The organism is Streptomyces sp. DSM 110735 (assembly GCF_016482685.1).
In the GTDB taxonomy this organism is placed as follows: domain Bacteria; phylum Actinomycetota; class Actinomycetes; order Streptomycetales; family Streptomycetaceae; genus Streptomyces.
The window spans coordinates 123,323-149,135 of sequence record NZ_JACYHF010000016.1 but is presented as its reverse complement, the minus strand read 5'-3'; the positions used below and the strand labels follow the sequence as shown (position 1 = coordinate 149,135).

25 protein-coding genes and 1 pseudogene are annotated in these 25,813 nt (G+C 71.5%); 13 read left to right on the top strand and 13 right to left on the bottom strand.

Annotated elements, in window-relative coordinates:
- The first annotated feature begins 269 nt into the window (after positions 1–269).
- Positions 270–1,433, top strand: coding sequence for an SGNH/GDSL hydrolase family protein (locus IF655_RS23090; protein WP_242488881.1), 1,164 nt, complete (start codon positions 270–272; stop codon positions 1,431–1,433).
- A gap of 21 nt (positions 1,434–1,454) precedes the next feature.
- A complete protein-coding gene (locus IF655_RS31285; RefSeq protein WP_277952711.1) occupies positions 1,455–1,577 on the top strand; it encodes an RICIN domain-containing protein in 123 nt (40 codons plus the stop codon).
- A gap of 22 nt (positions 1,578–1,599) precedes the next feature.
- Here the strand turns inward: IF655_RS31285 and IF655_RS23085 are convergent, their stop codons facing one another.
- On the bottom strand, positions 1,600–2,160 hold the full coding sequence (locus IF655_RS23085; RefSeq protein ID WP_199586991.1) for a hypothetical protein: 561 nt from the start codon (positions 2,158–2,160) through the stop codon (positions 1,600–1,602).
- 195 nt (positions 2,161–2,355) lie between these two features.
- Here IF655_RS23085 and IF655_RS23080 point away from each other — a divergent pair, with 195 nt between their 5' ends.
- On the top strand, positions 2,356–2,970 hold the full coding sequence (locus tag IF655_RS23080) for a TetR/AcrR family transcriptional regulator (RefSeq protein WP_199586990.1): 615 nt from the start codon (positions 2,356–2,358) through the stop codon (positions 2,968–2,970).
- A gap of 211 nt (positions 2,971–3,181) precedes the next feature.
- Here the strand turns inward: IF655_RS23080 and IF655_RS23075 are convergent.
- Positions 3,182–3,355 (bottom strand): annotated as a pseudogene (locus IF655_RS23075) (TetR/AcrR family transcriptional regulator); the annotation flags it as partial.
- 260 nt (positions 3,356–3,615) lie between these two features.
- Between IF655_RS23075 and IF655_RS31280 the strand changes: the two are divergent.
- Positions 3,616–4,014 (top strand): AMP-binding protein, encoded by a 399-nt coding sequence (locus IF655_RS31280; RefSeq protein ID WP_307815023.1) that lies wholly within the window; start codon positions 3,616–3,618, stop codon positions 4,012–4,014.
- A gap of 420 nt (positions 4,015–4,434) precedes the next feature.
- The gene (locus IF655_RS23065) at positions 4,435–4,884 is read left to right on the top strand and encodes a spore-associated protein (protein WP_199586988.1); all 450 of its coding nucleotides are present in this window, start codon (positions 4,435–4,437) and stop codon (positions 4,882–4,884) included.
- Between the two features lie 105 nt (positions 4,885–4,989).
- On the opposite strand, the gene IF655_RS23060 is transcribed toward IF655_RS23065, so the two are convergent.
- From IF655_RS23060 to IF655_RS31555, 6 genes are all read right to left on the bottom strand, one after another.
- Entirely contained in the window at positions 4,990–5,823 is an 834-nt protein-coding gene (locus IF655_RS23060; protein WP_199586987.1) for a PIG-L family deacetylase, read from the bottom strand.
- A gap of 127 nt (positions 5,824–5,950) precedes the next feature.
- The gene (locus IF655_RS23055) at positions 5,951–7,501 is read right to left on the bottom strand and encodes an N-acetylmuramoyl-L-alanine amidase (RefSeq protein ID WP_199586986.1); all 1,551 of its coding nucleotides are present in this window, start codon (positions 7,499–7,501) and stop codon (positions 5,951–5,953) included.
- 121 nt (positions 7,502–7,622) lie between these two features.
- Complete coding sequence (locus IF655_RS23050; protein ID WP_199586985.1) at positions 7,623–8,363, bottom strand: D-Ala-D-Ala carboxypeptidase family metallohydrolase; 741 nt, start codon at positions 8,361–8,363, stop codon at positions 7,623–7,625.
- A gap of 23 nt (positions 8,364–8,386) precedes the next feature.
- Positions 8,387–8,803: a hypothetical protein gene (locus IF655_RS23045; protein ID WP_199586984.1), complete on the bottom strand. Its 417-nt coding sequence runs from the start codon at positions 8,801–8,803 to the stop codon at positions 8,387–8,389.
- 50 nt (positions 8,804–8,853) lie between these two features.
- Entirely contained in the window at positions 8,854–9,117 is a 264-nt protein-coding gene (locus tag IF655_RS31275) for a hypothetical protein (protein WP_242488880.1), read from the bottom strand.
- An 18-nt stretch (positions 9,118–9,135) separates the two neighbouring features.
- On the bottom strand, positions 9,136–9,270 hold the full coding sequence (locus IF655_RS31555) for a hypothetical protein (RefSeq protein ID WP_277952708.1): 135 nt from the start codon (positions 9,268–9,270) through the stop codon (positions 9,136–9,138).
- Between the two features lie 206 nt (positions 9,271–9,476).
- Here IF655_RS31555 and IF655_RS23035 point away from each other — a divergent pair, with 206 nt between their 5' ends.
- The 5 genes from IF655_RS23035 (at position 9,477) to IF655_RS23015 (ending at position 14,398) form a co-directional block, all read left to right on the top strand.
- Positions 9,477–10,475, top strand: coding sequence for a helix-turn-helix domain-containing protein (locus tag IF655_RS23035; RefSeq protein WP_199586983.1), 999 nt, complete (start codon positions 9,477–9,479; stop codon positions 10,473–10,475).
- A gap of 129 nt (positions 10,476–10,604) precedes the next feature.
- Positions 10,605–12,053: an MFS transporter gene (locus IF655_RS23030; RefSeq protein WP_199586982.1), complete on the top strand. Its 1,449-nt coding sequence runs from the start codon at positions 10,605–10,607 to the stop codon at positions 12,051–12,053.
- A gap of 111 nt (positions 12,054–12,164) precedes the next feature.
- Entirely contained in the window at positions 12,165–12,569 is a 405-nt protein-coding gene (locus tag IF655_RS23025; protein WP_199586981.1) for a VOC family protein, read from the top strand.
- Between the two features lie 26 nt (positions 12,570–12,595).
- Positions 12,596–13,105, top strand: coding sequence for an SRPBCC family protein (locus IF655_RS23020; protein WP_199586980.1), 510 nt, complete (start codon positions 12,596–12,598; stop codon positions 13,103–13,105).
- Positions 13,106–13,204: 99 nt separating this feature from the next.
- A complete protein-coding gene (locus IF655_RS23015; protein ID WP_242488879.1) occupies positions 13,205–14,398 on the top strand; it encodes an FAD-dependent monooxygenase in 1,194 nt (397 codons plus the stop codon).
- Positions 14,399–14,445: 47 nt separating this feature from the next.
- Here IF655_RS23015 and IF655_RS23010 read toward each other — a convergent pair whose 3' ends face one another.
- The 5 genes from IF655_RS23010 to IF655_RS22990 form a co-directional block, all read right to left on the bottom strand.
- A complete protein-coding gene (locus IF655_RS23010) occupies positions 14,446–15,222 on the bottom strand; it encodes a glycoside hydrolase (RefSeq protein WP_307815022.1) in 777 nt (258 codons plus the stop codon).
- Between the two features lie 136 nt (positions 15,223–15,358).
- Positions 15,359–17,488 (bottom strand): glycoside hydrolase family 6 protein, encoded by a 2,130-nt coding sequence (locus IF655_RS23005; protein WP_199586978.1) that lies wholly within the window; start codon positions 17,486–17,488, stop codon positions 15,359–15,361.
- Positions 17,489–18,063: 575 nt separating this feature from the next.
- Complete coding sequence (locus IF655_RS23000) at positions 18,064–20,151, bottom strand: HEAT repeat domain-containing protein (protein WP_242488878.1); 2,088 nt, start codon at positions 20,149–20,151, stop codon at positions 18,064–18,066.
- Positions 20,152–20,552: 401 nt separating this feature from the next.
- Complete coding sequence (locus IF655_RS22995; protein ID WP_199586976.1) at positions 20,553–20,855, bottom strand: hypothetical protein; 303 nt, start codon at positions 20,853–20,855, stop codon at positions 20,553–20,555.
- 370 nt (positions 20,856–21,225) lie between these two features.
- Positions 21,226–22,530, bottom strand: coding sequence for a cytochrome P450 (locus tag IF655_RS22990; RefSeq protein WP_199586975.1), 1,305 nt, complete (start codon positions 22,528–22,530; stop codon positions 21,226–21,228).
- Between the two features lie 323 nt (positions 22,531–22,853).
- Between IF655_RS22990 and IF655_RS22985 the strand changes: the two genes are divergently transcribed.
- From IF655_RS22985 to IF655_RS22975, 3 genes are read left to right on the top strand one after another with little or no spacing between them, the layout of a single operon-like run.
- Positions 22,854–24,473: an FAD-dependent monooxygenase gene (locus IF655_RS22985; protein WP_242488877.1), complete on the top strand. Its 1,620-nt coding sequence runs from the start codon at positions 22,854–22,856 to the stop codon at positions 24,471–24,473.
- Positions 24,474–24,520: 47 nt separating this feature from the next.
- Complete coding sequence (locus tag IF655_RS22980; RefSeq protein WP_199586974.1) at positions 24,521–25,534, top strand: amidohydrolase family protein; 1,014 nt, start codon at positions 24,521–24,523, stop codon at positions 25,532–25,534.
- Positions 25,535–25,551: 17 nt separating this feature from the next.
- Entirely contained in the window at positions 25,552–25,809 is a 258-nt protein-coding gene (locus IF655_RS22975; protein ID WP_199586973.1) for a hypothetical protein, read from the top strand.
- Positions 25,810–25,813 lie beyond the last annotated feature (4 nt).

The window sequence follows — 25,813 nt, the reverse complement described above, 5'->3', positions numbered from 1 at the left end:
CGGCTCCGGCTCCGGCTCCGGCTCCGGCTCCGGCTCCGGCTCCGGCTCCGGCTCCGGCTCCGGCTCCGGCTCCGGCTCCGGCTTCGGCTTCGGCTTCGGCTTCGGCTTCGGCTTCGGCTTCGGCTTCGGCTTCGGCTTGAACATGCCGCACAGGGCGCGTTCTGTCTCTTGGCCCGGGGGCCAGCGCCCGTTAGGGTCCGGACCGACAACGTTGCCGAGCCGGGTACGGTCCCGCGCTCGTGCCGTGCCCCGTTCCTGTGGAGAACCTGATGCCGGGTCCACACGCGAAGAGCCGCAATGCCGACCGGAGATGGGCGCGCGCGATGTGCGCCGTGGGCGTGGCGTTGGTCCTCGCCGTTGCCGCGCCCGCGACGACCGCCTGGGCGCGGGCCCAGTCCGGGTCCGCCGCCGCCTCGGCCGACGCCGCCTCGGGGCTCGGCTACGTCGCGATGGGCAGCTCCTTCGCCGCCGGTCCGGGCATCCCGCCGGCGCAGGCGGGCAGCAAAGCCGCGGCGTGCGCCCGGTCGGCCGGAAATTACGCCTCCATCGTCGCCCGCGAGACCGGGGCCGACCTGACGGACGTCTCGTGCAGCGGCGCGACCACCGCGAACGTGCTGACGGACGGTCAGTCCGGGCAGCCGCCGCAGGTCCAGGCGGTGACCGCGGCGACCCGGGTCGTCACCGTCACCATCGGCGGAAACGACGTCGACTACCTGGGCAGCGTCAACGCCTATTCCTGTCAGACCGGCGGCGGCACCAACTGCGGGAGTGTGGACCGGAACGCGATCGACCAGACCTTCCCCAGCCTGGCCGGGCGGATCGAGAGCGTCGTGGACGCCGTACACAGCGCGGCACCGCAGGCACAGGTCTACCTGGTCAGCTACTTCACCCTCCTGCCGGACGCCGGGGTGTGCGCCGACGTCCCGCTGACAGACGGCCAGGCGGCGTTCGAGCGCGGTATCGCCTCGCGCCTGGCGGACGCCACCGCCACCGCCGCCTCCGCCACCGGTGCCACCCTGGTCGATCTGGCGGCCGCCGGCCACGGACACGACGCGTGCGCCGAGAGCCCGTGGGTGGAGACGTACCGTCCGGCGGCGGGCCGCTCCGCGTACCACCCCAACGAGGCGGGAATGGCGGCGGCCGCGTCGCTCGTGGAGTCCGCGCTGAAGTCCCACGGCCAGGTCGGCACCGCGGTGTTCCGCTCCGGCATCACCGGCAAGTGCCTCGACGTGCGCAACTCCGGCACGGCGGGCGGCACCCAGGTCCAGTTGTACGCGTGCAACGGCACCGACGCGCAGCGGTGGACCTGGGTTCCCGGCGCGGGCGGCACACTGCGGGCGCTGGGCGGCTGCCTCGACGTGAGCGCCGGCGGGAGCGCGAACGGGACCACGGTGCGGCTCCGGCAGTGCAACGGCTCCGGCGCACAGCGCTGAGCGCCCGGTCCCGGCTCCTCGCTGGTCAACCCGCGGTCGGGACGGTGCCTGGACGACCCGGCCGGCTCCACCGCCGACGGTACGCGACTGCAGATCCACGACCGCAACGGCACAGCCGCGCAGCGGTGGACCCCGGCTGCCTGACCGGGGCACACGGCCACCCCTGTCAGCTCTCCCGGGCGGCACGCCCCAGACGCAGGGCCGAAACGAGGAAGAAGATGCCGCCGGGGACGGCGTAGCCGACCGCGCCGGTGAGCACGGGGTGCTCCGCGCCCGCCGACGCGACGAACAACGCCCCGGCCAGGACCGAGATGCCGCCGCTGAGGATCATCGGCCACTGGCCACCCAGCGTGCGGCGGGGGACGGCCACGACGAGCTGGACCAGCCCGGACACGATCGCCCAGGCTCCCCACACACGCAGCACCGCCGGGACGCCGGACGCCGCGGCGAGAGCCACGCCGACGGCCGCGGCCAGACTGACCGCCATGTTCACGTACAGGAGCGCCGGTGATCCCGTGGTGCGCGACGAGCGCGCGTCGACGACGGCCGCGCCCACGTCGAACAGCGGATACAGCACGAGCAGAACGATCCCGAGCGGGCTCAGCTTCGCGGTCATCGTGAACATCACGAGGGCCCAGACGACAGCGAACGCGAACCGGACGAAGTACAGCCGCCGCAGCGCGGACGCCGTACTGGTGATGCCGGACGGAGCGGTGAGGGTGCTCACGATGATCCTTTCGACGGACCTGCGAAGAGAGAGACGGACCTGCGAAGAGAGAGGTGATCCGGGGTTTCCCGCGGCCGGTCTCCTCGCCCGGGACGACCGCACCCCACCACCAAGAACGAACGTTCTGTTCAGCAAGACTGGCAAGGGGCGCCGCGGCTTGTCAAGACCGAACGTTCTCCCCTTTAGGATGGCCGTATGGTGCGCAGCGAATCCGAAAGCCGGCCGTCCCAGGCGCGCTCCCGGCTGCTCAGGACAGCCGGCCAGTTGTTCTACGCGGAGGGGATCCACAGCGTCGGCGTCGACCGCATCGTCGCCGAGGCGCAGGTGACCCGGGCCACCTTCTACCGCCACTTCCCCAGCAAAGAGAGCCTCGTGGTCGCCTACCTGGAAGAAGCCGACCGCGCGCTGCGCGGGCAGGCGGACGCGGCCGTCGCCGCCGGGCTTCCGGCGGCCGGCACCATCCGGGCCATCAGCTCGTCCATCGCGCAGGCCATCCAGTCCCCCGGCTTCCGGGGATGCGCCTTCCTCAACGCCGTCGCCGAGTACCCCGACCCCCAGCACCCGGTGCACCTGGCCGTCCTCGCGCACCGCCAGTGGTTCCTCGAGACCGTCACGGCACTCCTGGCCCAGATCCGGGAGCAGCCCGCCGGACCCGCCGCCCGCCACTTCGTGATGATGCGCGACGGCGCGATGGCCGCCGGATGCCTCTTCGACCCGGCACTGGTGTGCGAGACCTTCCTGCACGGAGTCGAAGGACTCCTCAAAGCCCACACCACGGCACCCTCCCCCGCCGAGCCGACGCACCCCTGAGCCCGGGAACGCCTCACCAACTCCCTTTGCCCCCGGCGTCTGCGGTGGCTCCGGTGGCTCCGGTGGCTCCGGTGTCTCCGGTGTCTGCGGCGTCTGCGGCGTCTGCGGCGTCTGCGGCGTCTCCGGTGTCTCCGGTGTCTCCGGTGTCTGCGGCACACGGTGACTGACGCGGACCGGCGGCGGCCTTGTGCCCGCGTCCGCGCCCGACCGCTCAGCCCAGCCCGGCGGCGACCAGCCAGATGTGCTCGCAGGCCGCGGACGCCTGCCGCAGCTTCCCGCGGGACTCCCGCGAGACGTGGCAGAAGATCCGCCCGCTCATCCAGCACAGGGCACGCGCCATCGCCGGAGCCTGGTCCGGTGCGGTACCGCCCTCGACACCGGCTCGTCGACACGGCTGCGCGAAGAAGCGCCGGACACCAGCCGCACGGACGGATCTGCAGTGAAACGGTCCTGACGGCCCCTCACCTGCGAGGCGGCACCGCGTTCGCGGGATCGGAGCCCCCAACCACCAGCACAGGAAGAGGAGTTCCGGCACATGAGCGCAGCCGTTGGCACGGCCTGGCCGATTCCCGAGCTGCTGCGGGAGCACGCCGGGCATCCCGGGGACAAGGCCGCAAGGCCGCCTTCCAGGACCGCCGTACGCGAGTGACGTACCGGGATCCGGAACGGCGCACCGGACAGCTCGCCAGGCATCTGGCCGGACTCGGGATGGCGCGGGGCGAACGGGTGACGATCCTGCCCGGCAACCGTACCGAAGCCACCGAAAGCCTGCTCGCGGCCACCCAGGCGGGCGGTATAGGCGTGCCGCTGGACGCCGGGAGCCGTGGTGCGGAGCCGGCCCGGCTGCTGGACGACCGCGGTGCGCGGGTGATCGTCACCGACGAGGCACACCCGGCGCATCGACCGGAACTGCTGTCCCGCCCCGGCGTGACCGCAGTGGCGGCCGAGGGCGGCGAGAGCAACGGGGCTGCGTCGACCGGGAACACAGCGCGCGAAGCCGCCAGTCCTGGACGGCGGGCGGCATCCGGCGGTACGAGGATCTGACGGGCAGAGCGGCCGGCAGGCCCGCCCGGGACGACCTCGGGCTGGGAGGTGGCGTGACTGCTCCACACCTCCAGGTCCTCCGGCGCCGCCAAGGGCGTGCTGTCCACGCAGCGCAGCCGCTGGCGCCGGTCGCGGCGGCTATCGCGGGCGTCCTCGCTCTCCCGGAACGGGACCGGCTGCTGCGGCCGCTGCCCCTCCACCACGCCATGAGCCAGACCGTCTGCGTCCTCGGACTGACCGCCGGGACGAGCACCAGGCTGCTGCCCCGGTTCTCGGTGAGGGAGGTACTCGGCGAACTGCGCCGTACCGGCAGCGACCGCACCGCCAACAGGAAGCACCCCAGGACAGCACAACCATCCCGATGTGCCGTGAGTCACACCAGGCAGGAACAACAAACTCCAACCAACACAAGGGGGAAATATGCGATTCAGCCGTTCCGTGCTGGCCGCCACCGGAGCCCTGGCCCTCGCCGCAGGCGCCACCACCGCACTCGCCTCACCCGCCTCCGCCGCACCCAACACCACACCCCAGAAGGTCTGCGGCAGCGCCTACAAGACCGTCAACTCCGCACCCGTCGGCACCCTCGGCACCGTCTACCTCACCTACAACCCCACCAACGGCAAGAACTGCGTCACCACCATCCGCAGCACCCCCGGCACCGCGACAGACGTGGCCGCCTGGATCTACGTCCCGGACACCGACGTCTACGACCAGGACTACGGGAAGTACACCTCGTACGCCGGACCCACCTACGTCTACGGCAAGGGCCACTGCGTCGACTGGGGCGGCCAGATCCACAACATCTACATCCAGATCACCGGCTCCAACTGCGCCTCCCTGAAGGAACAACGCGTCACCACCGTCCGCTGAACACCACACACCGAGCCCCGGCAGATACGGTCTTCCGTAACCACCGGGGCCCGTGTCATCCTCAAGAGCGGTACGGAGAGCAGACCGCACCGGCGGGGCGGACCATCAGCGCAGTCCGGCAAAGAGGTCGTTCTCCGGGGTCGCCGCCCCGGTGGTGTCCCGGACGCGGACGAAGGTCTCCATGCCCATCAGTTCGCCGAACCGCTGCTTGCCCATTCGGAGGAAGAAGATGTTCTCGCCCTGGCTGGCGTGGGCGGCAAGGGCGTCGAATTTCTGACCGCTGTAGGCGGTGGTGTCCACCCATGTGGTGATCTCGTCGTCGGGGAGACCGATCTCGGCGAGCGCGGCGGTCTCGGCCGGGTCCGGCTCCGGCATGTCCTCGTGGAACTCGCGCATCACCTCGCCGAACCGCCGCATCATCGAGCGGGGCGCGGTGGTCCAGTACACCTTCGGTGTCAGATCGGTCATCTCCAGTGCCGCCATGGTGATGCGGTGTGCCTGGATGTGGTCGGGGTGGCCGTAGAAACCGTTCTCGTCGTAGGTGACGACCACGTCGGGGCGGTAGTGCCGCATGAGTTCGGCGAGCCGGGCCGCGCCGTCCTCCACAGGGGTCTGCCAGAAAGATCCGGGGGCGTCGTTGCCCGGCCAGCCCATCATCCCGGAGTCGGCGTACTCCAGCATCTCCAGATCGCTGATCCCCAGGACGTCACAACTCGCCTTGAGTTCCTGACGGCGCATCAGTGCGACGGCCGCCGGATCGTGCCCGGGGTCCCCGGGCTTGACACCCCCCGGTCCGTCACCGCAACCGCCGTCGGTACACGTCACGAGGACCGTGCGGATGCCCTCCGCCGCGTAGCGCGCCAGGATCCCTCCGGTTCCGGTGGCCTCGTCGTCGGGGTGGGCGTGTACTGCCATGAGCGTCAAGGGTCGGTCAGTCATGAAGAGTCCTCCTGCGGAAATACGTTCTGCTCCGAGTATGCGGCGCGCGCGTACCGCACCCCGGTGAACCCTGATCCTGGCAGGACGGCGACCATCGTGGTGCCGCTGGAAGAGGAGCCGTCGTCGCTCAGCGTCCCGCTTGCAGCGCGCCCCAGGTGGCGGGTCCGACCTGGCCGTCGACGCCGAGCGAGCGGCTGGTCTGGTAGTCCCGTACGGCCTGCTGGGTGCCCGAGCCGAAGTCGCCGTCGGCCGTGACGGTTCGTCCGAGCGCGGCGGTCAGGGCTCGTTGGAGGCGCTGGACGGCGGTGCCGGTGCTGCCCTGGCTGAGGGCGGGCGTGGTGCCGGCGGAGAGCAGGGCGGTCCAGGTGCGGGCGCCCACGACACCATCGGCGCTCAGGCTGCGAGCCTTCTGGAAGGCGGTCACGGCGGAGGTCGTCTTCGTGCCGAAGCTGCCGTCTACGGTGCCCGCGTCGAAGCCCTGCGCGTTGAGGAGCGACTGCGCGGCCGAGACCTGGGCGCCGGTGGAGCCGGAGCGCAGGGTGTCGTACGACGGGAAGCTGAGCTGGACCTCGCCGCCGCCGGTGCTGCCGCCGACCAACTGCATGTAGTAGGTCCAGTTCCAGTTCGGACCGGGGTCGGTGTGGTCGTTGCCGGGCACCTCGGAGTGGCCGACGATATGGGCGCGGTCCTTGGGGATGCCGTAGCGGGCGCAGAGGGAGGCGGTCAGCGCGGCGGAGGAGCGGTACATCGCGTCGGTGAACCAGGTCGGGTTGTCGATGTACCCCTCGTGCTCGATGCCGATGCCGCTGGCGTTCCCGGAGCGGGCGTGCCAGGCGGTGTCCTTCTCGCGCACCATCTGGGTGATCTGGCCGTCCGAGGAGCGCACCACGTAGTGCGCGCTGACCTGCGCCGACGGGTTCTGGAACCAACTGATGGTCCCGGCGTACGAGCCCTCGGTGACGTGAATGACGACCTTGCTGATCGCCGCCGTGCGGCCGACCGCGTAGTTGGCCGGGTCGGCGGGGACCCAGAGGGCGGAGGGGTAGTCGGGGCTCTGCGCGGCAGGGGCCAGGGCGGATGCGTAGGCGCCGCGCTCGGGGGCGACCTTCCGGGCGGGCAGGGTCAGCTTCTCGCCGCCCTCGGTGCGGGCGGTGACGCCCTGGGCGAGGAAGGTGTAGACGGTGTCGGCGTAAAGCCGGGCGGTGGCGGGGTCGGTGGCGCCGCCGTACCGGGCGAGGAGCGGGTACCAGGTGTCGGTGTCGCGCCGCTCGGCGTTGCTCAGTCCGGCACGGTCGGCGTAGGAGCGCAGGACGGCGGCGCCGCCGCGGATGTTGGCGGCGGTGTCGGTGCGCAGCTCGCGGGCGGTGTCGCCGGTGAGCCGGGACGCCAGCTCCAGGGTGTGCTGGTCGGGGTTGCTGACCAGGTGCATCACGCCGTATCCGCCCGCCTGGCTGGGCAGACCGTGGTGGCCGTCGAGGTGGGTCTCGCTGTAGCCGAGGGCGATCAGGAGGTCGCGCGGGACGCCGTACTCGGTGGCGGCGCTGCTGAAGGCGCGGGCGACGGGGCCCTCGGATCTGCCGGTCCGGGGTACGGCAGCGGCGGGCTGCACGGCGGCGGCGACCATGGCCAGGGTGCCGAGACCGGCGAGAGCCGCGCGGGCCAGGGGTATGCGGGGCATGGGGGTGTGACCTTCCGGGTGGGGGCGCTTGCGGGTGGGGGCGCTTCCGGGTGCCGGTGGGGGCGGTGGGCGTGCGGGGGCCGGGGACCTCGGACGGTCCCCGGCTCCGGGCCGCGGCGGGTCAGATGGTGCCGCTCTCCCACCACCAGGAGCGGCCGAGGTCGGCGCGGCTGTCGACGTGCTGGTGGTCGACGTCGTACCGCTCCAGACCCGAGAAGCCGCAGGTCTCGGCCTTCTGGTAGACGGTGCGGTTGGCGACGCCGGGCACGTCGAGGTCGGCGGCGGTGCCGTAGAGGTGCATGCTGTCGCTGGCGCCGCCGATCTCGGCGTTGTGCGCGATGCTGCGGAAACCAGAGTTGACGGTGATCGGCACGTTGCCGAGCTTCTTGCGCAGCGCCTCCAACTTGTACATCGCCCGGCGGGCGTTCTCCTTGACAGCGGCGGCGCTCACCTTGCCGCCGTTGAAGTTGCCGCTCGAACGGTCGTAGAACTCACTCCAGTTGAAGTGCGCGGTCGAACCGTCCGACTGCTCAAGGGCGTTGAGCTGCGCCTGGGTCGCGGGTCCGGCGCTGCCGTCGACCGAGAGCCCGTACGCGGCCTGGAAGCGACGCACGGCGGCGGCCGTGCCCGGGCCGAAGTCGCCGTCGATGCTCACCCGGGACTGGGACGCGGAGTCGGCGGCCCAGCCCGCCACCCGGATCTGAAGCTCCGTCACATCGGCGCCGGTGGCGCCCTGGTTCATGGTGCGCGTCCAGTTGTACGCCTGCGCGCTGCCCGAGAGCAGGACGGGCCCGGCGAAGACGCCCGCGGTGACGGCGAGGGTGCCGCGCAGGACGGAGCGGCGGTCCGGAGAGAAGGTCATCGTGAACTCCCTTGTACGGTCGGTCAGAAGGCGAGCTGGAACGGGACGTTCTGGGCGTCGGTGTCGTAGGCGTGCACGCGCAGCTTGAAGCGGGTGCCGTCCTTGACGTCGGTGGCGACGGTCGCCCACTGGGGACCGAACGTCGAGTAGGTGTTGTCGTGGTTGCACAGCGAGGTGTGGTCCACGAAGACGACGCAGGCGTCCAGGAAGCCGGTGGCCGAGCTGCTGAGCTTGATGTTGATGTCGGAGCAGCGCGAGGTGGTGGTGTAGGTGCCGTACTCGACCGCCGCGGTGGAGTAGTGGTAGGTGAGCGAGACGGCGCCGCCGTAGCAGGAAGCCGCAGCGCCCTCGGCTTGAGCGGCGGCGGGTGCGGTGGCGCCGGCGGCGAGGAGCGCGGTGGTGGCGGCGAGTACGGCCGCCGTTCTTCGGGTGCGGGTCATCGGAACTCCAAAGCACTTGGTGGAAGCGGGACTTGGGGGACCTGAGCGGGTCAGAAGGCGATCTGGACGCGTGCGGAGGAGCCTTCGAGGTCCACGCCGAGGGGCACGGTGAACTTGCTGCCGTCCTTGACGTCGGTGGCGATGGTCTTCCAGCTCCGGCCGACCTGGGTCCAGTAGTTGCACGCGCCGACGCGGGTGAACTTCACGCAGGCCCAGACGAATTCGGCGTCGCCGCTCACCATGCGGAGGTTGATGTCGGCGCAGCGGGACGTCGTGGTGTAGGGCCCGAACTCGGCGGCGTCCCCGTAGTTCACGGTGACGGCGCCGCCGTATCAACTGGTGGACGCTGACGAGGAGTTGGCGGGGGCGGCCGACGCGGGTGCTGCCGACGCGGTGGCGGGTGCCGAGACGGCGAGGGCAGCGAGCAGGGCCGCCGCCGCGGCCGGGTGGGTGAGGATCTTCGCCATCGGGTTCCTTCGGTGTCCGTTCGTACCGTGGGCGCGGGTCGCGTGCTGGGGTCACGGGCTCGTTCGGTGGGCCGGGGACATGCGGAGGGTGCGGGTGGTGCCTCGGGGATCGGTGCGGCGGAGCGAGTTCATGCTCCGGTGTGCGCTTTCGGCTGTCATGCTCATTCGAACAGGGTGAAATGACGCCGGTGGAAAGGGTGTTGAGCGTGCTTCGCTTCCATTTCTCGGCCGAGGATCTGGCCCGGACCCGAGTTGCCGCCGCCCCGCATCCGCTGTGGGAGATCGCCGCCAGCCTCCACCGCTTCCAGACCCCGGCGGGGCGCTGGGCCTACGCGCACTGGTACCGCGCGGCGCGCGAGCGGTTACGGGAGGCGGGGCTGGAGAGCGCGGTACGGCAGCTCCTGCTCCCCCTCTTTCCCCGCGCGTCGTACTGGCCGGACTTCCTCACTCCGCTGGAGGGCGTGTCCGGTCTGGAGGCGGGGCTGGGGGCGATCCTGGCGACGTCTCCGGAGCGGGTGACGGCGGAACTGGCCACGCTGGCACGGGTCAGACGCGTCCCGCCGCATCTGGCCCGCCTGCCGGAGCGGGAGGCTCGCGCCGAGCTGGTCAGCGTGCTGCGCGCCTACCACCGCGCGGTGATCGAGCCGCACGAGGAGTGGATGCACGAGAGCGTCCACGCCGAACGCGTACGCCTGGGGCGGCATCTGCTCGACGGCGGCACCGAGGGGCTGCTCGGGGGACTCGGCCCGGCGGTGCGCTGGCACCATCCCCAACTGGAGATCGGCACGTACCCGACGCGCCAGGACGTCCGTCTGGAGGGCCGGGGTCTGCTGCTCATCCCGTCCTACTTCTGCTGGAAGGGTCCGGTCTCCCTCGCCGATCCCGCCCTGCCTCCCGTCCTCACCTACTCCCTGCACCACGAGCCGCCCCGCCCGGCTCCCGGCTCGCCCTCCCTCGAGGTCCTCCTGGGCCGCGCCCGGGCCACGGTCCTGCGCGCCACCGCCGCGGGCGCCACCACCACGGAAGCCGCCCACCGCGCGGGCGTGACCCCAGCGACGGCCACCCACCACACCACAGCCCTGCGCGACGCGGGCCTCATCACCAGTCACCGTCACGGCAACACGGTCATCCACACGCTGACGCTGCTGGGGGCGACGATGGTGAGCCGGAACACGAAGGAGGCTCCGCCGGGGGCGGCGGGGTGAGGCGGTACCGGGCTCTGGGCATCCACCCCGCGGTGATCCCGGGCGCGTGGCTGAGGGAGCGGGTGCGCCATGACGTACCTGTCGTCCCCTCGCGCGCCCGAGCCGGTTCTGTCGTTCGGTCCGCCTAGCATGCTCATCGCACCGGCGTTCCTCGGACAGAGCGGAGTTGGCGACGTGCCCTGCACGGAATCGGTCGGTGAGGGGCCGGACCCGACGGACCGACGGCGTCGCCTCGCCCCGCTGCTGGCCGTGTGCGCCGGGTATTTCATGGTCATCCTGGACGTCACGATCATCAACGTCGCCGTGCCCGTGGTGGGCCGGGATCTGTCGGCCTCGCTCACCGGCATCCAGTGGATCACGGACGGCTACACCCTGGTGTTCGCCGGTTTTCTGATGACGGGTGGCGCGCTGGGCGACCGGCTGGGGAACCGGCGCGTCTTCTGTGCGGGTGTGCTGCTGTTCACGGTGTCGTCGGCGGCCTGCGCGTTCGCGCCCAACGCCCTCTTCCTGATCGTGGCGCGGCTGGTGGAAGGGCTCGGTGCGGCGCTGATCGTGCCCGGTTCGCTCGCGCTGCTCCAGGAGTCGTACCCCGCCCCGGCGGCTCGCTCGCGTGCCTTCGGACTGTGGGGCTCGATGGCGGGCGTCGCGGCGTCGGCCGGTCCGCTGCTCGGCGGACTGCTGGTGTCGACGGTGGGCTGGCGCTGGGTGTTTCTCATCAACCTGCCGGTCGGCGTGGTCTGTCTCGTCCTGACGCTGCGCCGGGTGGCGCGGTCTCCGCGTCATGCGGGCCGGGCTCTGGACTGGCCCGCGCAGTGTGCCGTGGTGGCGGCGGTCGCCCTGCTGACCGCGTCGTTGAACGAGGGGGGACGGCGCGGCTGGTCCGACCCGGCCGTCCTCGCCGGGCTGGGTCTTTCCGCGGTGGCCGTCGTGGCGTTCCTGGTACGTGAGCGGGTGGCCCGCTCCCCCGCACTGCCGCTCGGGCTGCTGCGCTCGCGGGCCATGGGCGGCGGAGCCGTCGTGGGCATGCTGTTCAACTTCGGTTTCTACGGCATGGTGTTCACCGCCAGCCTGGATTTCCAGCACCGACGTCATTTCAGTGCGCTGGAGACCGGTCTTGCCCTGTTCCCGGCGGTGGTGATGACCACGTTCGCCTCGGTTCTGTCCGGGCGGCTGAGCCGTCGTACCGGTGACCGGCCGCTGGTGACTTCGGGCATGCTGCTGGGCGCCCTCGGACTGGCGGGGTGGGCGGCGGCGGGTCCCGAGCCCGCGTACGCGCTGCTGGTGGTGCCGATGATGGCCGCCGGATTCGGTACGTCCTTCGCGCTCACCGGTACGACCGCCACCGTGATGGGGTCCGCGCCCCCGGCGTACGAGGGAGGCGCCTCGGCGTTGTTCAACACGACCCGCCAGATCGGCAGTGCCACCGGTGTGGCGCTCGGCGGCAGCCTCCTGGCGACCAGCGGCGGCTACGGAACCGGGGTGCGCGTCAGTATGGCGATCGGGTCTCTCGCCTATCTGCTCGCGGCGGCTCTCGCCTGGGTGTGCGTGCCGACCCGGGCGCGGGGCGGGGACCGGTGACGATGGCACGACCGTCTCCGCCCGCCGAGCCGCGGCCGCATCGAGCACTGCCGCCCCGGAGAAGCACGACCGCCTCTGGACGGCGGGAGCCGCGCGTGGTCAGGTGGGCGCATGAGTTCCTTGATCCGTCACGTCACCGTGGACTGCGCCGATCCCTACGTTCTCGCCACGTTCTGGGCGGAGGTGGTGGGAAGCTCCCTCGCCGACGACGACTTTCCGGGAGATCCGGAGGTCACGGTAACGGCTGGGGCTGCCGCCCTGTTGTTCGTCAGGAGCGATGAGGGCAAGTCGGTGAAGAACCGCGTGCATCTGGATCTTCAGCCCCAGGACCGTACCCGGGACGAGGAGGTCGAGCGTCTGCTCCTGCTGGGTGCCACCGTGCAGGGCGACCACCGTCGGCCCGACGGTTCCGGATGGGTGACCCTGCTGGACCCCGAGGGCAACGAGTTCTGCGTGGAACGCAGCAGGGAGGAGCGGGCGCTCCGCTCCCCTGCCATGATTACTACCGATCAGTAGCTCGACGTTCGGCGAAAGGCAGCGCAGTGACCCGGGTGTTCACCGTGAAGGGCAGCATCGTCATCGACGTTCCGCCGGAGGTCGCCTACCGGGCGGTGAGCCGCCCCGGTGACATGGGGCGCTGGAGCCCGGAGAGCCTCGGCACGACAGCCGAGGCGGCGGGCGAGGACGCGGCGGTGGGCACCACCTTCGTCGGACGCAACAAGCGGGGAAGGTTCCGCTGGGTCACCCGTTGCACGGTGACGGCCGCCGATCCGGGTCGCCGCTTCGCTTTCCGCGTCCATGCCATCGGGCGCACCCGCCCGCGTCTGCGCGGTCCGATCGCCACCTGGGAGTACCGCTTCGAGCCGGTCGACGGGGGCACGCGCGTCACGGAGATCTGGACCGACGACCGGCGCGCCTGGCCCACCTTCGTGGCCGACGCCTTCGACAGGCTCGCCACCCGGGGCAGGACGTTCGCCGAGTTCCAGGTCCGCAACATCGAGAAGACGCTGAGCAACCTGAAGCGGGAGCTGGAGCTGGACCGTACCCCCTGAACTGAACGCCCTGCACCGGGAAACCGGAGCATCCTGGAACGGGACGGCGAACCGGCTCAGCCGGCATCCGGCGTGGTCCCGGCGGACGAAGAGGTGTTCATGGGGAACGACGTCATGAACCCGCCGCGCGCGATCGTCTCCGGTGCGAGCATCGCCGGTCTCTCCGCCGCCCACTGGCTGCGGCGGACCGGCTGGGAGGTCACGGTCCTCGAACGCGCGCCCGGCTTCCGGGACGGCGGGCAGAACGTCGACGTCCGGGGCGTCGCGCGTGAGGTGCTGGACCGGATGGGGCTCGTCGATGTGGTGAAGGCGCTGAACACCACCGAGACCGCCGCGGTCCTGGTGGACGGGCGGGGCAGCGTGACCGCCGAGCTGCCCTCCGACGGTCCGGACGGCGCGACGGCCGAACTGGAGATCCTGCGCGGGGACTTCGCCCGCGCCCTCCTCGACCATCTGCCCGCCGGTGTCGAGATCGTCTACGGAGACACGATCACCGACACCGTCGAGGGCGGCGACTCGGTCACCGTGACCACGGCGTCCGGCCGCGTTCTCCGCGCCGATCTGCTCGTCATTGCCGAGGGGGTGCGTTCGGCCACGCGGGACCGGCTGTTCGACGGACTGGTGGACCGTCGCGCGCTCGGGATCACCATGGTGTTCGGCACGATCCCGCGCACGCCCGGTGACGACGACCGCTGGCGCTGGTACAGCACCGTCGGCGGGCGGCAGGTCCATCTGCGGCCCGACAACCATGGCACCACCCGCGCGATCCTCTCCTACCCCCTCGACGAGGACCTCGCCTCGCTCGACCGCGACCAGGCGCTGGCACGGGTCCGCGCGCGGTACGCCGACGCGGGCTGGGAGTCGGCGCGGGTCCTGGACGGGTTCGACGCCTCCGAGGACGTGTACGTCGACCATCTCACCCAGATCCGTATGCCCGTCTGGCACCAGGGCCGCGTCTGTGTCGTGGGCGACGCCGCCTGGTGCGTCACCCCCATCGGAGGCGGCGGCGCCTCCCTCGCCCTGACCGGCGGCTACGTCCTGGCCGCCAGTCTCTCGGCGCACTCTTCCCCGGAGGAGGCGCTCGCCGCGTACGAGAGCTGGATGCGGCACCTCGTCGACGCCGTGCAGAAGCTCCCGCCCGGCGTCGTCCGGGCCGCCTACCCTCGGACCCGGCTCGGGCTGGCCCTGCGCACCCTGGCCGTCAGGTGCCTCACCTCACCGCTTCTCGCGCCCCTCACATCCCGGCTCACCCGCGTCGCCGCCGCGGACCGGCCGCTGCCGCCCCTCGCCTGAGTCGGCGGGAGGCGGGGGTCCAGCCGGGCGGGGCGAGCGGGAAGAGGTCAGTTGACGCTCACGGAGAAACGCGTGACCGCCAGTCCCGCGCCGTTCTGCCAGGGCTCGAAGCCGGCCTGCACGCTCGTGAGGTACCAGTCCGGGGTGGCGAGGCCCTGCGCGACGGCGCCGTCGATGAACTCCTTGACGTTGAAGCTCAGACCCGTCAGGGCCGAGGGGGCGACGTAGGAGATCACGTCGTTCTGCCCGTTGCTGCCCCGCCAGACGTCCCAACTGTGCCCGGCGAGGGAGGCGGTTCCTGTCTTCGAGCCGATGGGCTGGACCGGGCCGCTGCGGTTCAGCCAGATCATGATCTCGGTCCTGTTGACGCCGTCCTTCCTGGGCGTCGGGTCCAGCCAGATGTCGTACGCGGCGTCGTAGACCGCCCCGCCGACGTACTGGTACGCGATCGTGCTGGGCACGCTGCCGATGGTCCTGATCTGCTTGGGAAGGTTCGTGCCCGGCGAGCAGTTCGTGTAGTGGCAGCCCGCGAAGATCGAGGGGTACGACTTCGGGGCGCCGTTCGTCGGCACGGAGCCGTCGGCGCGCGTGAGCTGGAAGCCGTCGCCGACCTGGTTCACGCACTGGGGGGAGCTGGTGCCCCAGGCGTTGTTCTGCACGACGTAGCCGCCGGGTGTGGTGGTGGAGCCGAACTGGTCGCACACCTGGGTGTCCGCCTGAGCGGGGGCGCCGGTGGCGGCGACTGCGGTGACCGAACCCGCGGCGAGGACGAGTGCGGCGGCGAGGCGGTGGAGGGGGCGTGGTGTGGGGGGCTTCGTGTTCACGGGGGTTCCTTCCGTCCGAACGTGGGGGGGACAGATGACTTCTCCCGACCCGGGCTCGCTTGGCATCGGAAGCCGGGCCGGTGGGGGGAACCGGGCGTAGGGCCGCCTGGTTCCCCCGGCTCTCGTGTTCGGCGGTCTACGGCTCGGTGCCCCAGGCCAGCGTGCCGCTCACGTAGACGGTCACCTTGGGGGCGTCGGCGTACGAGGTGCCCGTGCCGCGGCTGTAGTCGTCGGTCTCGTCGAACGCGGACCAGTCCGCCTTGGCGAGGCGCAGTTGGAGGTCACCGGTGTTCGCGCCGGGGGCCAGCGAGCCCGAGGTGAAGGTGACGTCGAGCGTGTGGTCCGCGCCGGTGCGGGCTGCCGGGAGTGCCGTGACGGTCGTCTTCACGGTCGCGCAGCCGATCTGGGCGTAGTCGCACCAGGTCTGATAACCGGCGTTGGCGGCGTCGCCGGTGAACCAGTAGCGGACCGTCACCATGGACAGATCGACGGCGCCGGAGCCGGAGTTGACGAGCTGGAGTCCGGGTCTGATCTGGTTGTCGGTGGCGGCGGAGTCGTTGTTCCTGTACTGCGCCTTGAGCCCGGTCGAGCCGCCTCCGCCGCCGGACGCCTTGGTGGTCGCGGAGACGGCCGTCGAGGCGGCGGAGACGTTCCCCGCCGCGTCCTTGGCTTTGACGGTGTACGTGTAGGTGGTACTGGCGGACAGTCCCGTGTCGGTGTACGAGGTGCCGGTGGCGCTGCCGACCTTGGTGCCGCCGCGGTAGACGTCGTACCCGGTCACTCCGGTGTTGTCGGTCGCCGCGTGCCAGGTGAGGGAGACGCTGTCGGCCGTCGTCGCGGAGACGGCCACGCCGGTGGGGGCGGTCGGCGCCTGGGTGTCTCCGCCTCCGCCGCCCGAACTGCCCACCGGCGGATAGGCGTTGGCGAGGAGTTGCCGGAACTGGGCCGGGAACCAGTGTCCGGCCAGCGGCGAGTCGGGCAGCGCTCCGGTGGGGTTGTTGCCGTTGCGCGCGTTGCCGGTGTACGTGGGGTCGCACATCCGGTCGAAGCTCTTGCCCTCGTCGTTGTCGACGGCCTTGCTGGCGCCGTCGGACTCGCCCGGCGGCTTGGCCCACACGTAGGCGTCAATGCCCGTGTCGGGTGCGGTCGCCGGGCGTTCACCGAGTCCGGCACCGCTCTGGTTGCACCAGTTCCCGGCATGGATACGCCGGTCGATCCGGCCGCCGTCGACATAGGCGTCCACGCTGGTCGTGGGTCCGGGACCGGTCGGCCGGGCAGAGCCGCCCCAGCCGTTGCGCGAGGTGTCGATCAGCATGCCGATGCCGCTGGCGAAGCCCTGGGAGACGAGGGCGGAGCGCAGCCCCTGGGCGTACGTCGTCTCGTCGTCGTACTGGTTCCAGTCGATCCACTTCGACTGGCGCACGGTGGTGCCGTTCACCGTGTCGGTGATCTTGACGTAGGGCTCCTTGGTGGGCGAGTAGTTCGCCGTGTTGACGATGAAGCCCGTCACGTCGTCCACCGTGGCGCCGCTGGTCGTCGCGGCCTTCTTGAACTCCTGCGCGGACGGCACCAGGTTGGTGTCCCAGCCGAGCCAGCCGTGGTGTCCTGCGTCGATGTAGTTGTAGGTGTTGGGCAGCGCGCCGAGCTTGTGCAGGGCGTAGCCGACGCCCTTCTCGTAGTTGCCGTTGGCCTTCATCGTGGCGCACTCGGGGGTGGAGCCCGCCGTACCGCCCGCGTTGGTGACCAGGTTGGGCAGCGAGTCGGGCTCGATGAGGTTGACGATGCGCAGGCTCGCGTAGGCCGGGTCGGCGAGGACGGTCGCGATCGGGTCGATGTAGTCGCTCTCGTAGCGGCCGAGTTCGTCGGCGCCCAGCTCGCCGTTGGAGGCGAGGGCGGCGCAGTCCCGGCCCGGGAGGTCGTAGATGACGAGCTGGACGAGGTTGGCGCCCTGCGCCTTCGCCGCGTCGAGGTGGGCCTTGAGGCCGCGCGCCTCCGACGTGCCGTTGATGGCGGCGATGCGGTCGAGCCACACGAAGGTCGGCTGGTCCGCCACCGCCGAACCACCCGGCTCCGCCGCCGCCTTGGCCGACCAGTCGGGGTTCACGTAGGGCTTGGCGCCCACGTAGGGGTTGTCCAGCTTGGCGGCGGCCGACGCCGACTGCGGCACGGCGGTGAGGGACAGCGCGCCGAGAAGGGCACCGGTGGCCAGTGCGGCGGCCCGTCTCGGGCGGCGACGGCGTGGGGGTGTGGATCCACGGGAGGACATGGGGGCTCCTGTAGGGACGTCACGGTGTACGGGTGCGGGAGTGCGCGGGTTGCGCAGGGCGGAGTGCGGGGGCCCTGCGGGGGCGGCGCCACGGACGGGTCCGGAGTCGCGCCCAGCGGTCCTGGGCGCGGTTCCGGGGTTCGTCGTCGCGTCGCGCGTTGGTGCCCGGCTGTGGGGCGCGCTGGGGATGGGCACCTGTGTGTCTTGGGAGCGCTCCCACGGTGCGCCTGCGGGTCGGGGCTGTCAATGCTTGCGACAACGGGCTTGTGGTGGCGGCGAGTTGAGCGCGGTGTCCCGTCGGCTCCAGCGGATGAGCCTGAGGCTGCGGCGGGGCAGGTGGGTGCGGTCGGCCGTGTCCGGGCGCCGTCGCCGCGGAGAGGTTTCGGCCAACTTCCCTGGCGCTGGGAGGCGTCGGCATCGGAGTATCGACGGCCGGGTGGTTCTTGGCTTCCATGGGCCACAGTCCGTTCGGCCTCCGGGAGCGGTCGAGCCGGGCTCGGGCGGCGAGGAGGGGAGTCCGCTCCCTCTGCTGCGACCACCTGCGCGCCCGCCCCCGGACGGCGGCTGTGCCGAGTTCAGGCGAGCCTGGCGATGAGGGTGTGGGCGACGCGCTGGAGTTCCTCGTCGTTCTCGATGCTCTGGAATCTGCCACCGCGCCGGGGCTGGGCCAGTTGTTCGCGGAGCAGGGGGAGGGCCGGGGCGGCGAGGGGGCCCATGTGATCCAGGCAGGTCAAGACGTGGTTGGCCGTCGCGGGGTTCTTGGTCATGGCCTGCAGCAGGGCGTCGAGCGCGGCCGATGCCTCGGCCGGGCCGGCGATCTCCCAGAGTGCGGCGGCGCAGTGCACCCGCACCCATTCGTAGTCGTGCGTCAGGAGGTCGCGCAGGCGCGGCAGTGCGGCGGAGGCGGGTGGGCCTATCTCGCCGAGCAGATCGGCCGCGTCCCCGATGTGGAAGGTGATGTGGTCGGCAAGGAGGTCGAGCAGGAGCGGCATCACCTCGGCCAGGTCGCCGCCGACAGCCCACAGCGCGGCGACGGCGGCGGGCCGTACGCGCCTGACGGTGGCACCGGTCAGCGACCGGATCGTGCCCAGCGCACCGGTTGCCGCCGGGCCGAACGCACTCAGCGTCATCAGGGCCGATCGTGTGACGCCGTGCTGCTCATGGCGTACGGCGGCGTCGAGGGTGTCCGCCACCACGGGGACCACGGCCGGGTCGCCCAGGGTGGACAGGGCGGACAGGATCGCGTTGGCGCTCATCTCGTTGCACTGCTGGGAGAGGTCGACGCGGCGCAGGTGTTCCCCGAGGCGGGGCACCAATTGGTCCGCCGATTGCGGCAGTTGTCCGGCGACCTCGACCGCGCGCCAGGCGTCGACGTCGTTGTCCAGCGCGGCCAGCAGACTCGGCAGGGCACGTGCGTCGCCGAGGCGGGCGAGGGCCCGGACGGCCTCCTGATGGCTTCTGCGCAGCCGCGCGTCGGAGGCGGCCCAGACGTCCGGGCCGTGCGCCGCACGCTGGGCGTCGATGTGCGTGGCGAGTGCCTCCCGGGCCGGGGTGGCGATCGGATGGCAAGTGGCCAGCACGACCGCGGCCTCGGCGGCGACCTCGTGGTCGGCCGTGGTGAGCTGATCCGCGACGAGCAGGACGAGGCGGGTGTGGTCCCCGCGCCAGGTGCGCATCAGCTCCCCGCTCATACGGATCGCGTCCAGACACGAGCCGGGGTCGGGGCTGCTCATCTGTGCGGCCAGTACGGCGCTGCGCTCGGGCACCCGGTCCCCCAGAGCCTCGTGGAACGTACGCAGCAGGGCCGTGGTCGGTGCGGACACGCGCGTGTGCCGGTCGAGATCCTCGAAGGCGGCGAGAATCTGGGGCGCGACGCCGTCCGAGGGTGCCGCCGGGCGACTCGCGCTCGGGGGTATCCGTCGCACGGGGATGGCGCGTACGGTCTCGCGGAGCAGGCCGACGGCGGACGGCACCACGTCCGCGCCGATCTCGTCCGGGGCGCAGCGGGCCCGCTGGACCAGAGCCGCCAGCCGGGTCACCGGACCCTGCTCCGCGTCACGGGCGAGCCCGGCGAGCCAGCGCGTCACCTGTGGCGAGACGGACGGCTGACGCAGGGCCAGGGTGGCCGCCGCCTCCAGGATGCCGAGGTGCGCCGCGAGGCCGTGCTCGGCGGCCAGCCTCTCGCGCAGTACCTCGGCGGCGCGGTCGGCGTCGTCGAGGAAGAGCCCCAGCCCGCCGATCGCGGCCAGACGGACGTCCGGGTCGGGGTCGCGGGCGAGTTCGACGAACTCCCCGCCCCGCTCGCGCAGGAAGGCGACGGCCTGCCCGCAGCCCGTCGGGGGGTAGTACTCGATCTCGGTCCCGTCGTCCTCGAAGCCCAGGTCCAGGGATGCCCGGCCGATGCTGACCAACAGCGCGACGACGACGGCCCGTTCGGGCGTGGCACCGTCGGCTGCCAGCTCCAGCAGGAAGGGCAGGCTCGCCGCCGTGGGCGGGTACACGCTGCCCTGGTGATGGACCGCGCCGTAGAACCGGTCGAGGGCCTTGCGGCGTTCCTCGGGATCCGGGGAGCGCAGGGCCCACAGCAGCGCCGGTACCTCCCCGGCGGAGCCGTACGCGTGCTCCATCGACGCCCAGTCGATGTCATGAAGTCCGTCGAACATGATCGGAACCATGCCACGTGGCACTGACAACGGGGGCGTCCTCGGACGGGACCGGAACCGGAAAGGGCCTCAGCCCTGGGTGGTTTCGTAGTGCCCGAGAGCCTGTCCCAAGCCGAACCAGGTCGCGGGCCAGGTGGCGATGAACGTGCCCCATCGGTCCGCCCGGTCGACGCCGTCGGACTCGACCTCCTTCGCGAGAAGCCGTCCGCCTGCGCGGGGGGCCGCGGGCCTCGGTCACGTGGCCGGGCGGCGCGGAGGCGTGCTCCCGGACCCCGCCGCCCGGTCCTGCCGACGGTCTCGACCGCTCAAGTCGGCGACGAACCGCTCTTCTCCCACCTGTTTCACTCCCACGATGCCGATCGGATGCGAAGAGCCGCCTCCGAAAAGCCCGCGGTCTCACGTCATTCGCACGGTTTCCAGACCCAGTCACGGCTCCGTCGAAAGGTCAGCCGGGCAAGGACGATCAGCGTGGTCAGCCATACGGCCCCGAAGGCGCAGCAGAGTGCCGGGCTCGTGAGAGCCACGGCGAGCCCGAGCAGCGTGAAGGACACGGCGGAGAGCCCCGCGGCGGCGGCTGCCGGAACGCGCAGTCTCAGGAGCCGGGTCCTGCGGCGGAGGCGGACGGCCGCGCGATCGTGTCGTAGCGTCTCCTCCAACTCGGCCAGCACCCTGCACTCTCGCGCCGAGAGGCTGATCTCGTCCATGGCAGGCACCCCTCTCGCCCTCGGCAACCGGCGGCACGCTCCGGGCTCCCTCCCCGCCCCGCATGGCCACCGCGCTTGTCCCTAGATGCTTCGGCTTCCCCGCCCTGGCCGGATGCACGGTCTGCCGACGTGGTCCGGCGATGCGTGCCGGCGGTGGCCGCGTCCGGCGAACGCCCGGCGCGGGAGGCGAGCGGCGGCCAGGGGGCCATGGACAGCGCACAGGCGGCGTGCGACCAGGTGCGAGGCGGTGCTCGAAGCGTCAACGGCCGCGTCCCGCGTTGCGGGTCACAGCCGTTGACGGACCTCGTCGCCTTCCTGATCACACGCCGCCATGTCCGACGCCCTTGGCAGGGCCTCCGGGCGCGTGGAATCACAGGTTCTCGGCCATCTCCGCCCCCCGCCCCGCCGCAACCCCGCCCGATCCCAGCCCCACCCGCAGTTCCGTCAGTCCGCGGAACGCCGGGAACGGGACCGTCAGCCACTTGGCGTCGTCGTTCGGGGTTTCCAGGGAGAGGGCTGGGAAGCGGTGGAAGAGGGAGGTCAGGGCGATCTGCATTTCCATGCGGGCCAGCGGAGCGCCCAGGCAGTAGTGGGGGCCCGTGCCGAAGCCGAGGTGGTTGCTCTGGACGCCCTGGCGGGTGATGTCGAAGACGTCGGGGTTGCCGAAGGCGGCGTCGTCGCGGTTGGCCGAGGTGACGGCGATCTGGACGAGGGCGCCCTTGGGGATGACGGTGCCCGCGATGGTGATGTCCTCGAGGGCGTGGCGGAAGGTCGCGTTCTCGACCGAGCCCTCGTAGCGGATGACTTCCTCGATGGCGTTGGGGAGGAGGTCGGGCGAGTCGATGACCTGCTGGAGCTGCTCGGGGTGGGTGAGCAGGGTGTAGACGGCGTTGCCGATGAGGTAGGCGGTCGTCTTGTGGCCCGCGAAGAGCAGGACCCACAGGGTGGAGAGCAACTCGCCGTCGGTGAGGGACTCCTGCTCGTCGCGCGTCTGGATGAGGACGCTGAGCAGGTCGTCCTCGGGGTGCTGCCGCTTACGGGCGATCAGGACCTCGAAGTACTCCCGGAGCGTGGTCTCCGCCTCGGCGAGCTTGTCCTTGTCCTTCTTGCTGAAGCCGGTCCGCGCGACGACGCTGCACCACTGCTGGACCTCGGCGCGCTCCTCCTCGGGGACGCCGATCAGCTCGCAGATCACCTGGAGGGGCAGCGGGAAGGCGAAGGCGGACAGCAGGTCGACGGAGTCCTGTCCGGCGCACTGGTCGAGCAGCGCGTCGGTGATCTCCTGGACGCGCGGACGCAGTGCCTCGATGCGGCGGGGGACGAACGCCTTGCTGACGATCCGGCGCAGCCGCGAGTGCTTCGGCGGGTCCGCGAACAGCATGTTGTCGTCCAGGGCGATGGAGGAGTCGCCGAAGATGGACCGGTAGGCGTCGATGGCCGCGTACATGTCCTTGCTGATCCGCGGGTCGGCCAGGGCGGCCTTCGCGTCCTCGAACCGCGTGATGAGGTACGAGTCCACGCCGTGCGGCGGGGTGATCCGGACGACGGGCGCGTTCTCGCGCAGGTGGCGGTAGAGGGGGTGCGGGTTGGCGCGGTACACGGGGCAACCGCGGGACGCCGCGTCCACTGCCCGGGCTGTCTCGTCCGCGTTCTCCTGCTCTTGCAACTGAGTCATCGACGGTCCTTCTTCTCTTCCCGCAGTGGTCTTCCGCAGTGGCACGAGGCGGCTTGACGCCGGAACGCAGAAATTCATTGACGCCACGCGGAACGGGAAAACGCGATTCACCCTGACGCCGACCCGTCTCTTCGGTCCGGCAGGGAAATGGGAATGGTGAATGCGCCGTCCGAGGGAAGGCTCGATTGCCGACCCGGTGACCGTGTGACAGGTTCGGAATCAGGGCCGCCACGAGTTCGAATTGCTGCCCGAACCACCGCTGGGTCACTGGAGGAGGACGGGCCGTGGACAAGCGTGCCTCGGAAGTCGAAGAAAACGAAGAAATGCTGCCGGTACTGATCGTGGGCGGTTCGCTCGTCGGACTGTCCGCGTCGGTGTTTCTGGGCAGACTGGGCGTCAGCCACATGGTCGCCGAGCGCCGGGCCGCCACGTCGGAGCACCCCCGGGGCCGGGGGAACAACATGCGGACCATGGAGCTGTTCCGCACCGCCGGTCTGGAGCCGGACATCCGGCAGGCCGCGTCCTGCCTGGCCGGCAATCACGGCATCCTGCAGACGGACCGGCTCTCGGGCGGTGACAGCCGGTGGCTCTCGGCCCGGCTCACCGGCGGCGCCCCCGAGAAGGGGCTGTGCTCGACCGTGCGCTGCGCGTGCAGCCAGAACGACCTGGAGCCGGTCCTGCTGGACCATGCCCGTCGCCTGGGCGGGGACGTGCGCTTCGGTACGGAGCTGGTCTCCTTCACCGAGGAGCCGGACGGCGTGACGTGCGAACTGCTCGACCGGGAGAGTGGGTCGACGTACACCAGGCGCGCCGCCTACCTCCTCGCGGCAGACGGTCCGCGCAGCCCCGTGCGCAGGCGTCTGGGCATCGGGCAGAGCGGCGCGGGCGACCTGTTCCACAACGTCAGCGTCACCTTCCGCAGCAAGCTGCTGCGCGAGGTGGTGAACGACCAGCGCTTCCTGGTCTGCTATCTGAACGGGACCGAGGGCGACGGGGTCCTGCTGCCCGTCGACAACGAGGAGAAGTGGGTCTTCCACATCCCGTGGTTCCCCGAGCGCGGCCAGACGCTCGAGTCCTTCACCGACACGCGCATCGCGGACCACATCAGGGCCGCCGCCGGGGTACGGGACCTGGACGTGGAGGTCACCGGGCGCGCCCCGTGGCACGCGGCGGACCGGGTCGCCGACAGCTACCGGGAGGGACGCGTCTTCCTCATCGGTGACTCGGCGCACGAGATGCCGCCCACCGGCGCGTTCGGCTCCAACACCGGTATCCAGGACGCGCACAACCTGGCCTGGAAGGTCACCGCGGTGCTGCGCGGCTGGGCGGGCGAGGGGCTGCTGGACACGTACGAGAACGAGCGGCGTCCGGTCGCCCTGGCCACGATCGCGCGGGCCATCGAGCAGGCGGCCCGCGAGGAGCACCCCGGCTACGCGGCCGCGCAGGCCACGGCGCAGAGCACGGACCTGATGACCGTGTCGCTGGGCTACCGCTACCTCTCCACGGCGGTGTCCGGCGCGGACACCGAGGCGCCGACCATCCCGGAGGAGCTGCGCCTGGACGGGGACCCCGGTACCCGGGCCCCGCACATGTCCGTCGTGCACGACGGGGAGAGCAGGTCGACCGTCGATCTGTACGAGCGGTCCTTCGTCCTGCTCTGCGGCACCGTGGACGGCCCGTGGCCGTACGCCGCCAAGGCGGCTTCGGCCGGGCTCGACGTCCCGCTGGTGTCCTACCGCGTCGGCGCCGGTGCGGACTTCGACCTCGACACCACGGCCGCGTCCAGCGCCGGTGGCGCGGACTGGGCCGCCGTCCACGGGGTCACCTCGCGGGGCGCGGTGCTCGTCCGCCCCGACGGCATCGTCGCCTGGCGCTCGACGGACCTGCCGGCCGACCCCGAGCTGGAGCTGACGCGGGTCCTCGAAGGTCTCCTCAGCCGCTGATCCGCCGTCAGACCCCCGAACCCCACACCCCCGTAGGGAGTGCTTCCATGCCGACCGACCTGCAAGCCCCGGGCGACATAGGTCGCCGCGCCGCGCTGGGCGGCGACGACGCCCGACACGAGCGAATAGACGTCCACCATCACTACACCGCCCCCGAATGGGTGCGGTGGGCCACGGAGAACGGGATGGTGGACCCGGACAACCTGCCGCCGTGGACGCGGTGGGACGAGGCGTCCGCGCTGGACCTGATGGACCGCACCGGCACCCGCACCAGCGTCCTGACCGTGGCGATGCTGGGCCGCTCCAAGGACCCGGCGGTACGCAAGGAGAGCGCGCGAGTCTCTCTCGACGCCGCCGGTGCCCTGACCGCCCGGCACGCAGGGCGGTTCGCCTTCTTCACGCCCGTCTTCCTCGACGACCCCGAACTCTCCCGCTGGTCGGTCTCCCACGGGATGGACGAGCTCGGGGCCGTCGGCGTGAGCGCCCGCACCAGCGCGGGCGACACGTTCCTGGGCGACCCCGCGCTCGACCCGCTGATGGCGGAACTGGACGAGCGCGGCGCCGTGATCAGCACGCACCCCATGCAGGTGGCCACCTCCGGCGGACCCCAGGGCGTACCGCCGTTCGTGTGCGACTTCCTCATGGACACCACGCACGCCGCCCTGAGCCTGATCATGAACGGCACGCTGGACCGCTTCCCGCGGCTCACCTTCGTCCTCCCGCACGGCGGCGGGTATCTGCCGTACATCGCGGGCCGGATCGAGGTCTTCGGGCGCCAGTTCGCCCCCGCGGTCGACCCCGGCCGCGTCCGCGACTACCTGCACCGCTTCTACTACGACACGGCGGCGCCGATGTCCCCGTCGGCCACCCCCACGCTGCTGGCCGCCGCGGGTGTCTCCCGGATCCTGTACGGCAGCGACTGGCCGCCCACCCCCACCCGCGTGGTCACCGAGGTGACCACGCCCGCGCTGGACGCGGACCCCGCCCTCGGCGAGCGGGAACGCGGCCGCATCAACCGCGGGAACGCCCTGCGGCTGCTGCCCGCGCTCGCTCCCGCCTGAGCACGAAGGAAATGAGAATGCCGCACGTCGACGAAGAAGAGATCCGCGGGGACGCGGACCGTACGGTGAATCGGTCCCGGACCTTCACCGGTGTGCTGCGGTCCGCGGTCGGGCAGACCCATCTGGTGCCGGTGCTGCTGGTCCTGACGGTCATGATGGTGGCCCTGTGGCTCATGGGGATGCCCTTCCTCCAGGCTCTGACCATTTCGACCGCGCTGAAGATCTCGATGGTTCTTCTCGCGGCGCGCGGTCTGCCACGCGCCTCGAAGAACTGACGCG

What these genes read in the sequence shown, in the direction of transcription:
- IF655_RS23060 (WP_199586987.1), bottom strand. Translation starts at nt 5,823, where the DNA reads ATGACTGACCGACCCTTGACGCTCATGGCAGTACACGCCCACCCCGAC.
- IF655_RS22985 (WP_242488877.1), top strand. Translation starts at nt 22,854, where the DNA reads ATGCTGCCGGTACTGATCGTGGGCGGTTCGCTCGTCGGACTGTCCGCG.
- IF655_RS23030 (WP_199586982.1), top strand. Translation starts at nt 10,605, where the DNA reads ATGCTCATCGCACCGGCGTTCCTCGGACAGAGCGGAGTTGGCGACGTG.
- IF655_RS23045 (WP_199586984.1), bottom strand. Translation starts at nt 8,803, where the DNA reads ATGACCCGCACCCGAAGAACGGCGGCCGTACTCGCCGCCACCACCGCG.
- IF655_RS23090 (WP_242488881.1), top strand. Translation starts at nt 270, where the DNA reads ATGCCGGGTCCACACGCGAAGAGCCGCAATGCCGACCGGAGATGGGCG.
- IF655_RS31555 (WP_277952708.1), bottom strand. Translation starts at nt 9,270, where the DNA reads ATGGCGAAGATCCTCACCCACCCGGCCGCGGCGGCGGCCCTGCTCGCT.
- IF655_RS23015 (WP_242488879.1), top strand. Translation starts at nt 13,205, where the DNA reads ATGGGGAACGACGTCATGAACCCGCCGCGCGCGATCGTCTCCGGTGCG.
- IF655_RS22975 (WP_199586973.1), top strand. Translation starts at nt 25,552, where the DNA reads ATGCCGCACGTCGACGAAGAAGAGATCCGCGGGGACGCGGACCGTACG.
- IF655_RS23000 (WP_242488878.1), bottom strand. Translation starts at nt 20,151, where the DNA reads ATGTTCGACGGACTTCATGACATCGACTGGGCGTCGATGGAGCACGCG.
- IF655_RS22995 (WP_199586976.1), bottom strand. Translation starts at nt 20,855, where the DNA reads ATGGACGAGATCAGCCTCTCGGCGCGAGAGTGCAGGGTGCTGGCCGAG.
- IF655_RS23050 (WP_199586985.1), bottom strand. Translation starts at nt 8,363, where the DNA reads ATGACCTTCTCTCCGGACCGCCGCTCCGTCCTGCGCGGCACCCTCGCC.
- IF655_RS23025 (WP_199586981.1), top strand. Translation starts at nt 12,165, where the DNA reads ATGAGTTCCTTGATCCGTCACGTCACCGTGGACTGCGCCGATCCCTAC.
- IF655_RS23005 (WP_199586978.1), bottom strand. Translation starts at nt 17,488, where the DNA reads ATGTCCTCCCGTGGATCCACACCCCCACGCCGTCGCCGCCCGAGACGG.
- IF655_RS23065 (WP_199586988.1), top strand. Translation starts at nt 4,435, where the DNA reads ATGCGATTCAGCCGTTCCGTGCTGGCCGCCACCGGAGCCCTGGCCCTC.
- IF655_RS23055 (WP_199586986.1), bottom strand. Translation starts at nt 7,501, where the DNA reads ATGCCCCGCATACCCCTGGCCCGCGCGGCTCTCGCCGGTCTCGGCACC.
- IF655_RS22990 (WP_199586975.1), bottom strand. Translation starts at nt 22,530, where the DNA reads ATGACTCAGTTGCAAGAGCAGGAGAACGCGGACGAGACAGCCCGGGCA.
- IF655_RS22980 (WP_199586974.1), top strand. Translation starts at nt 24,521, where the DNA reads ATGCCGACCGACCTGCAAGCCCCGGGCGACATAGGTCGCCGCGCCGCG.
- IF655_RS23080 (WP_199586990.1), top strand. Translation starts at nt 2,356, where the DNA reads ATGGTGCGCAGCGAATCCGAAAGCCGGCCGTCCCAGGCGCGCTCCCGG.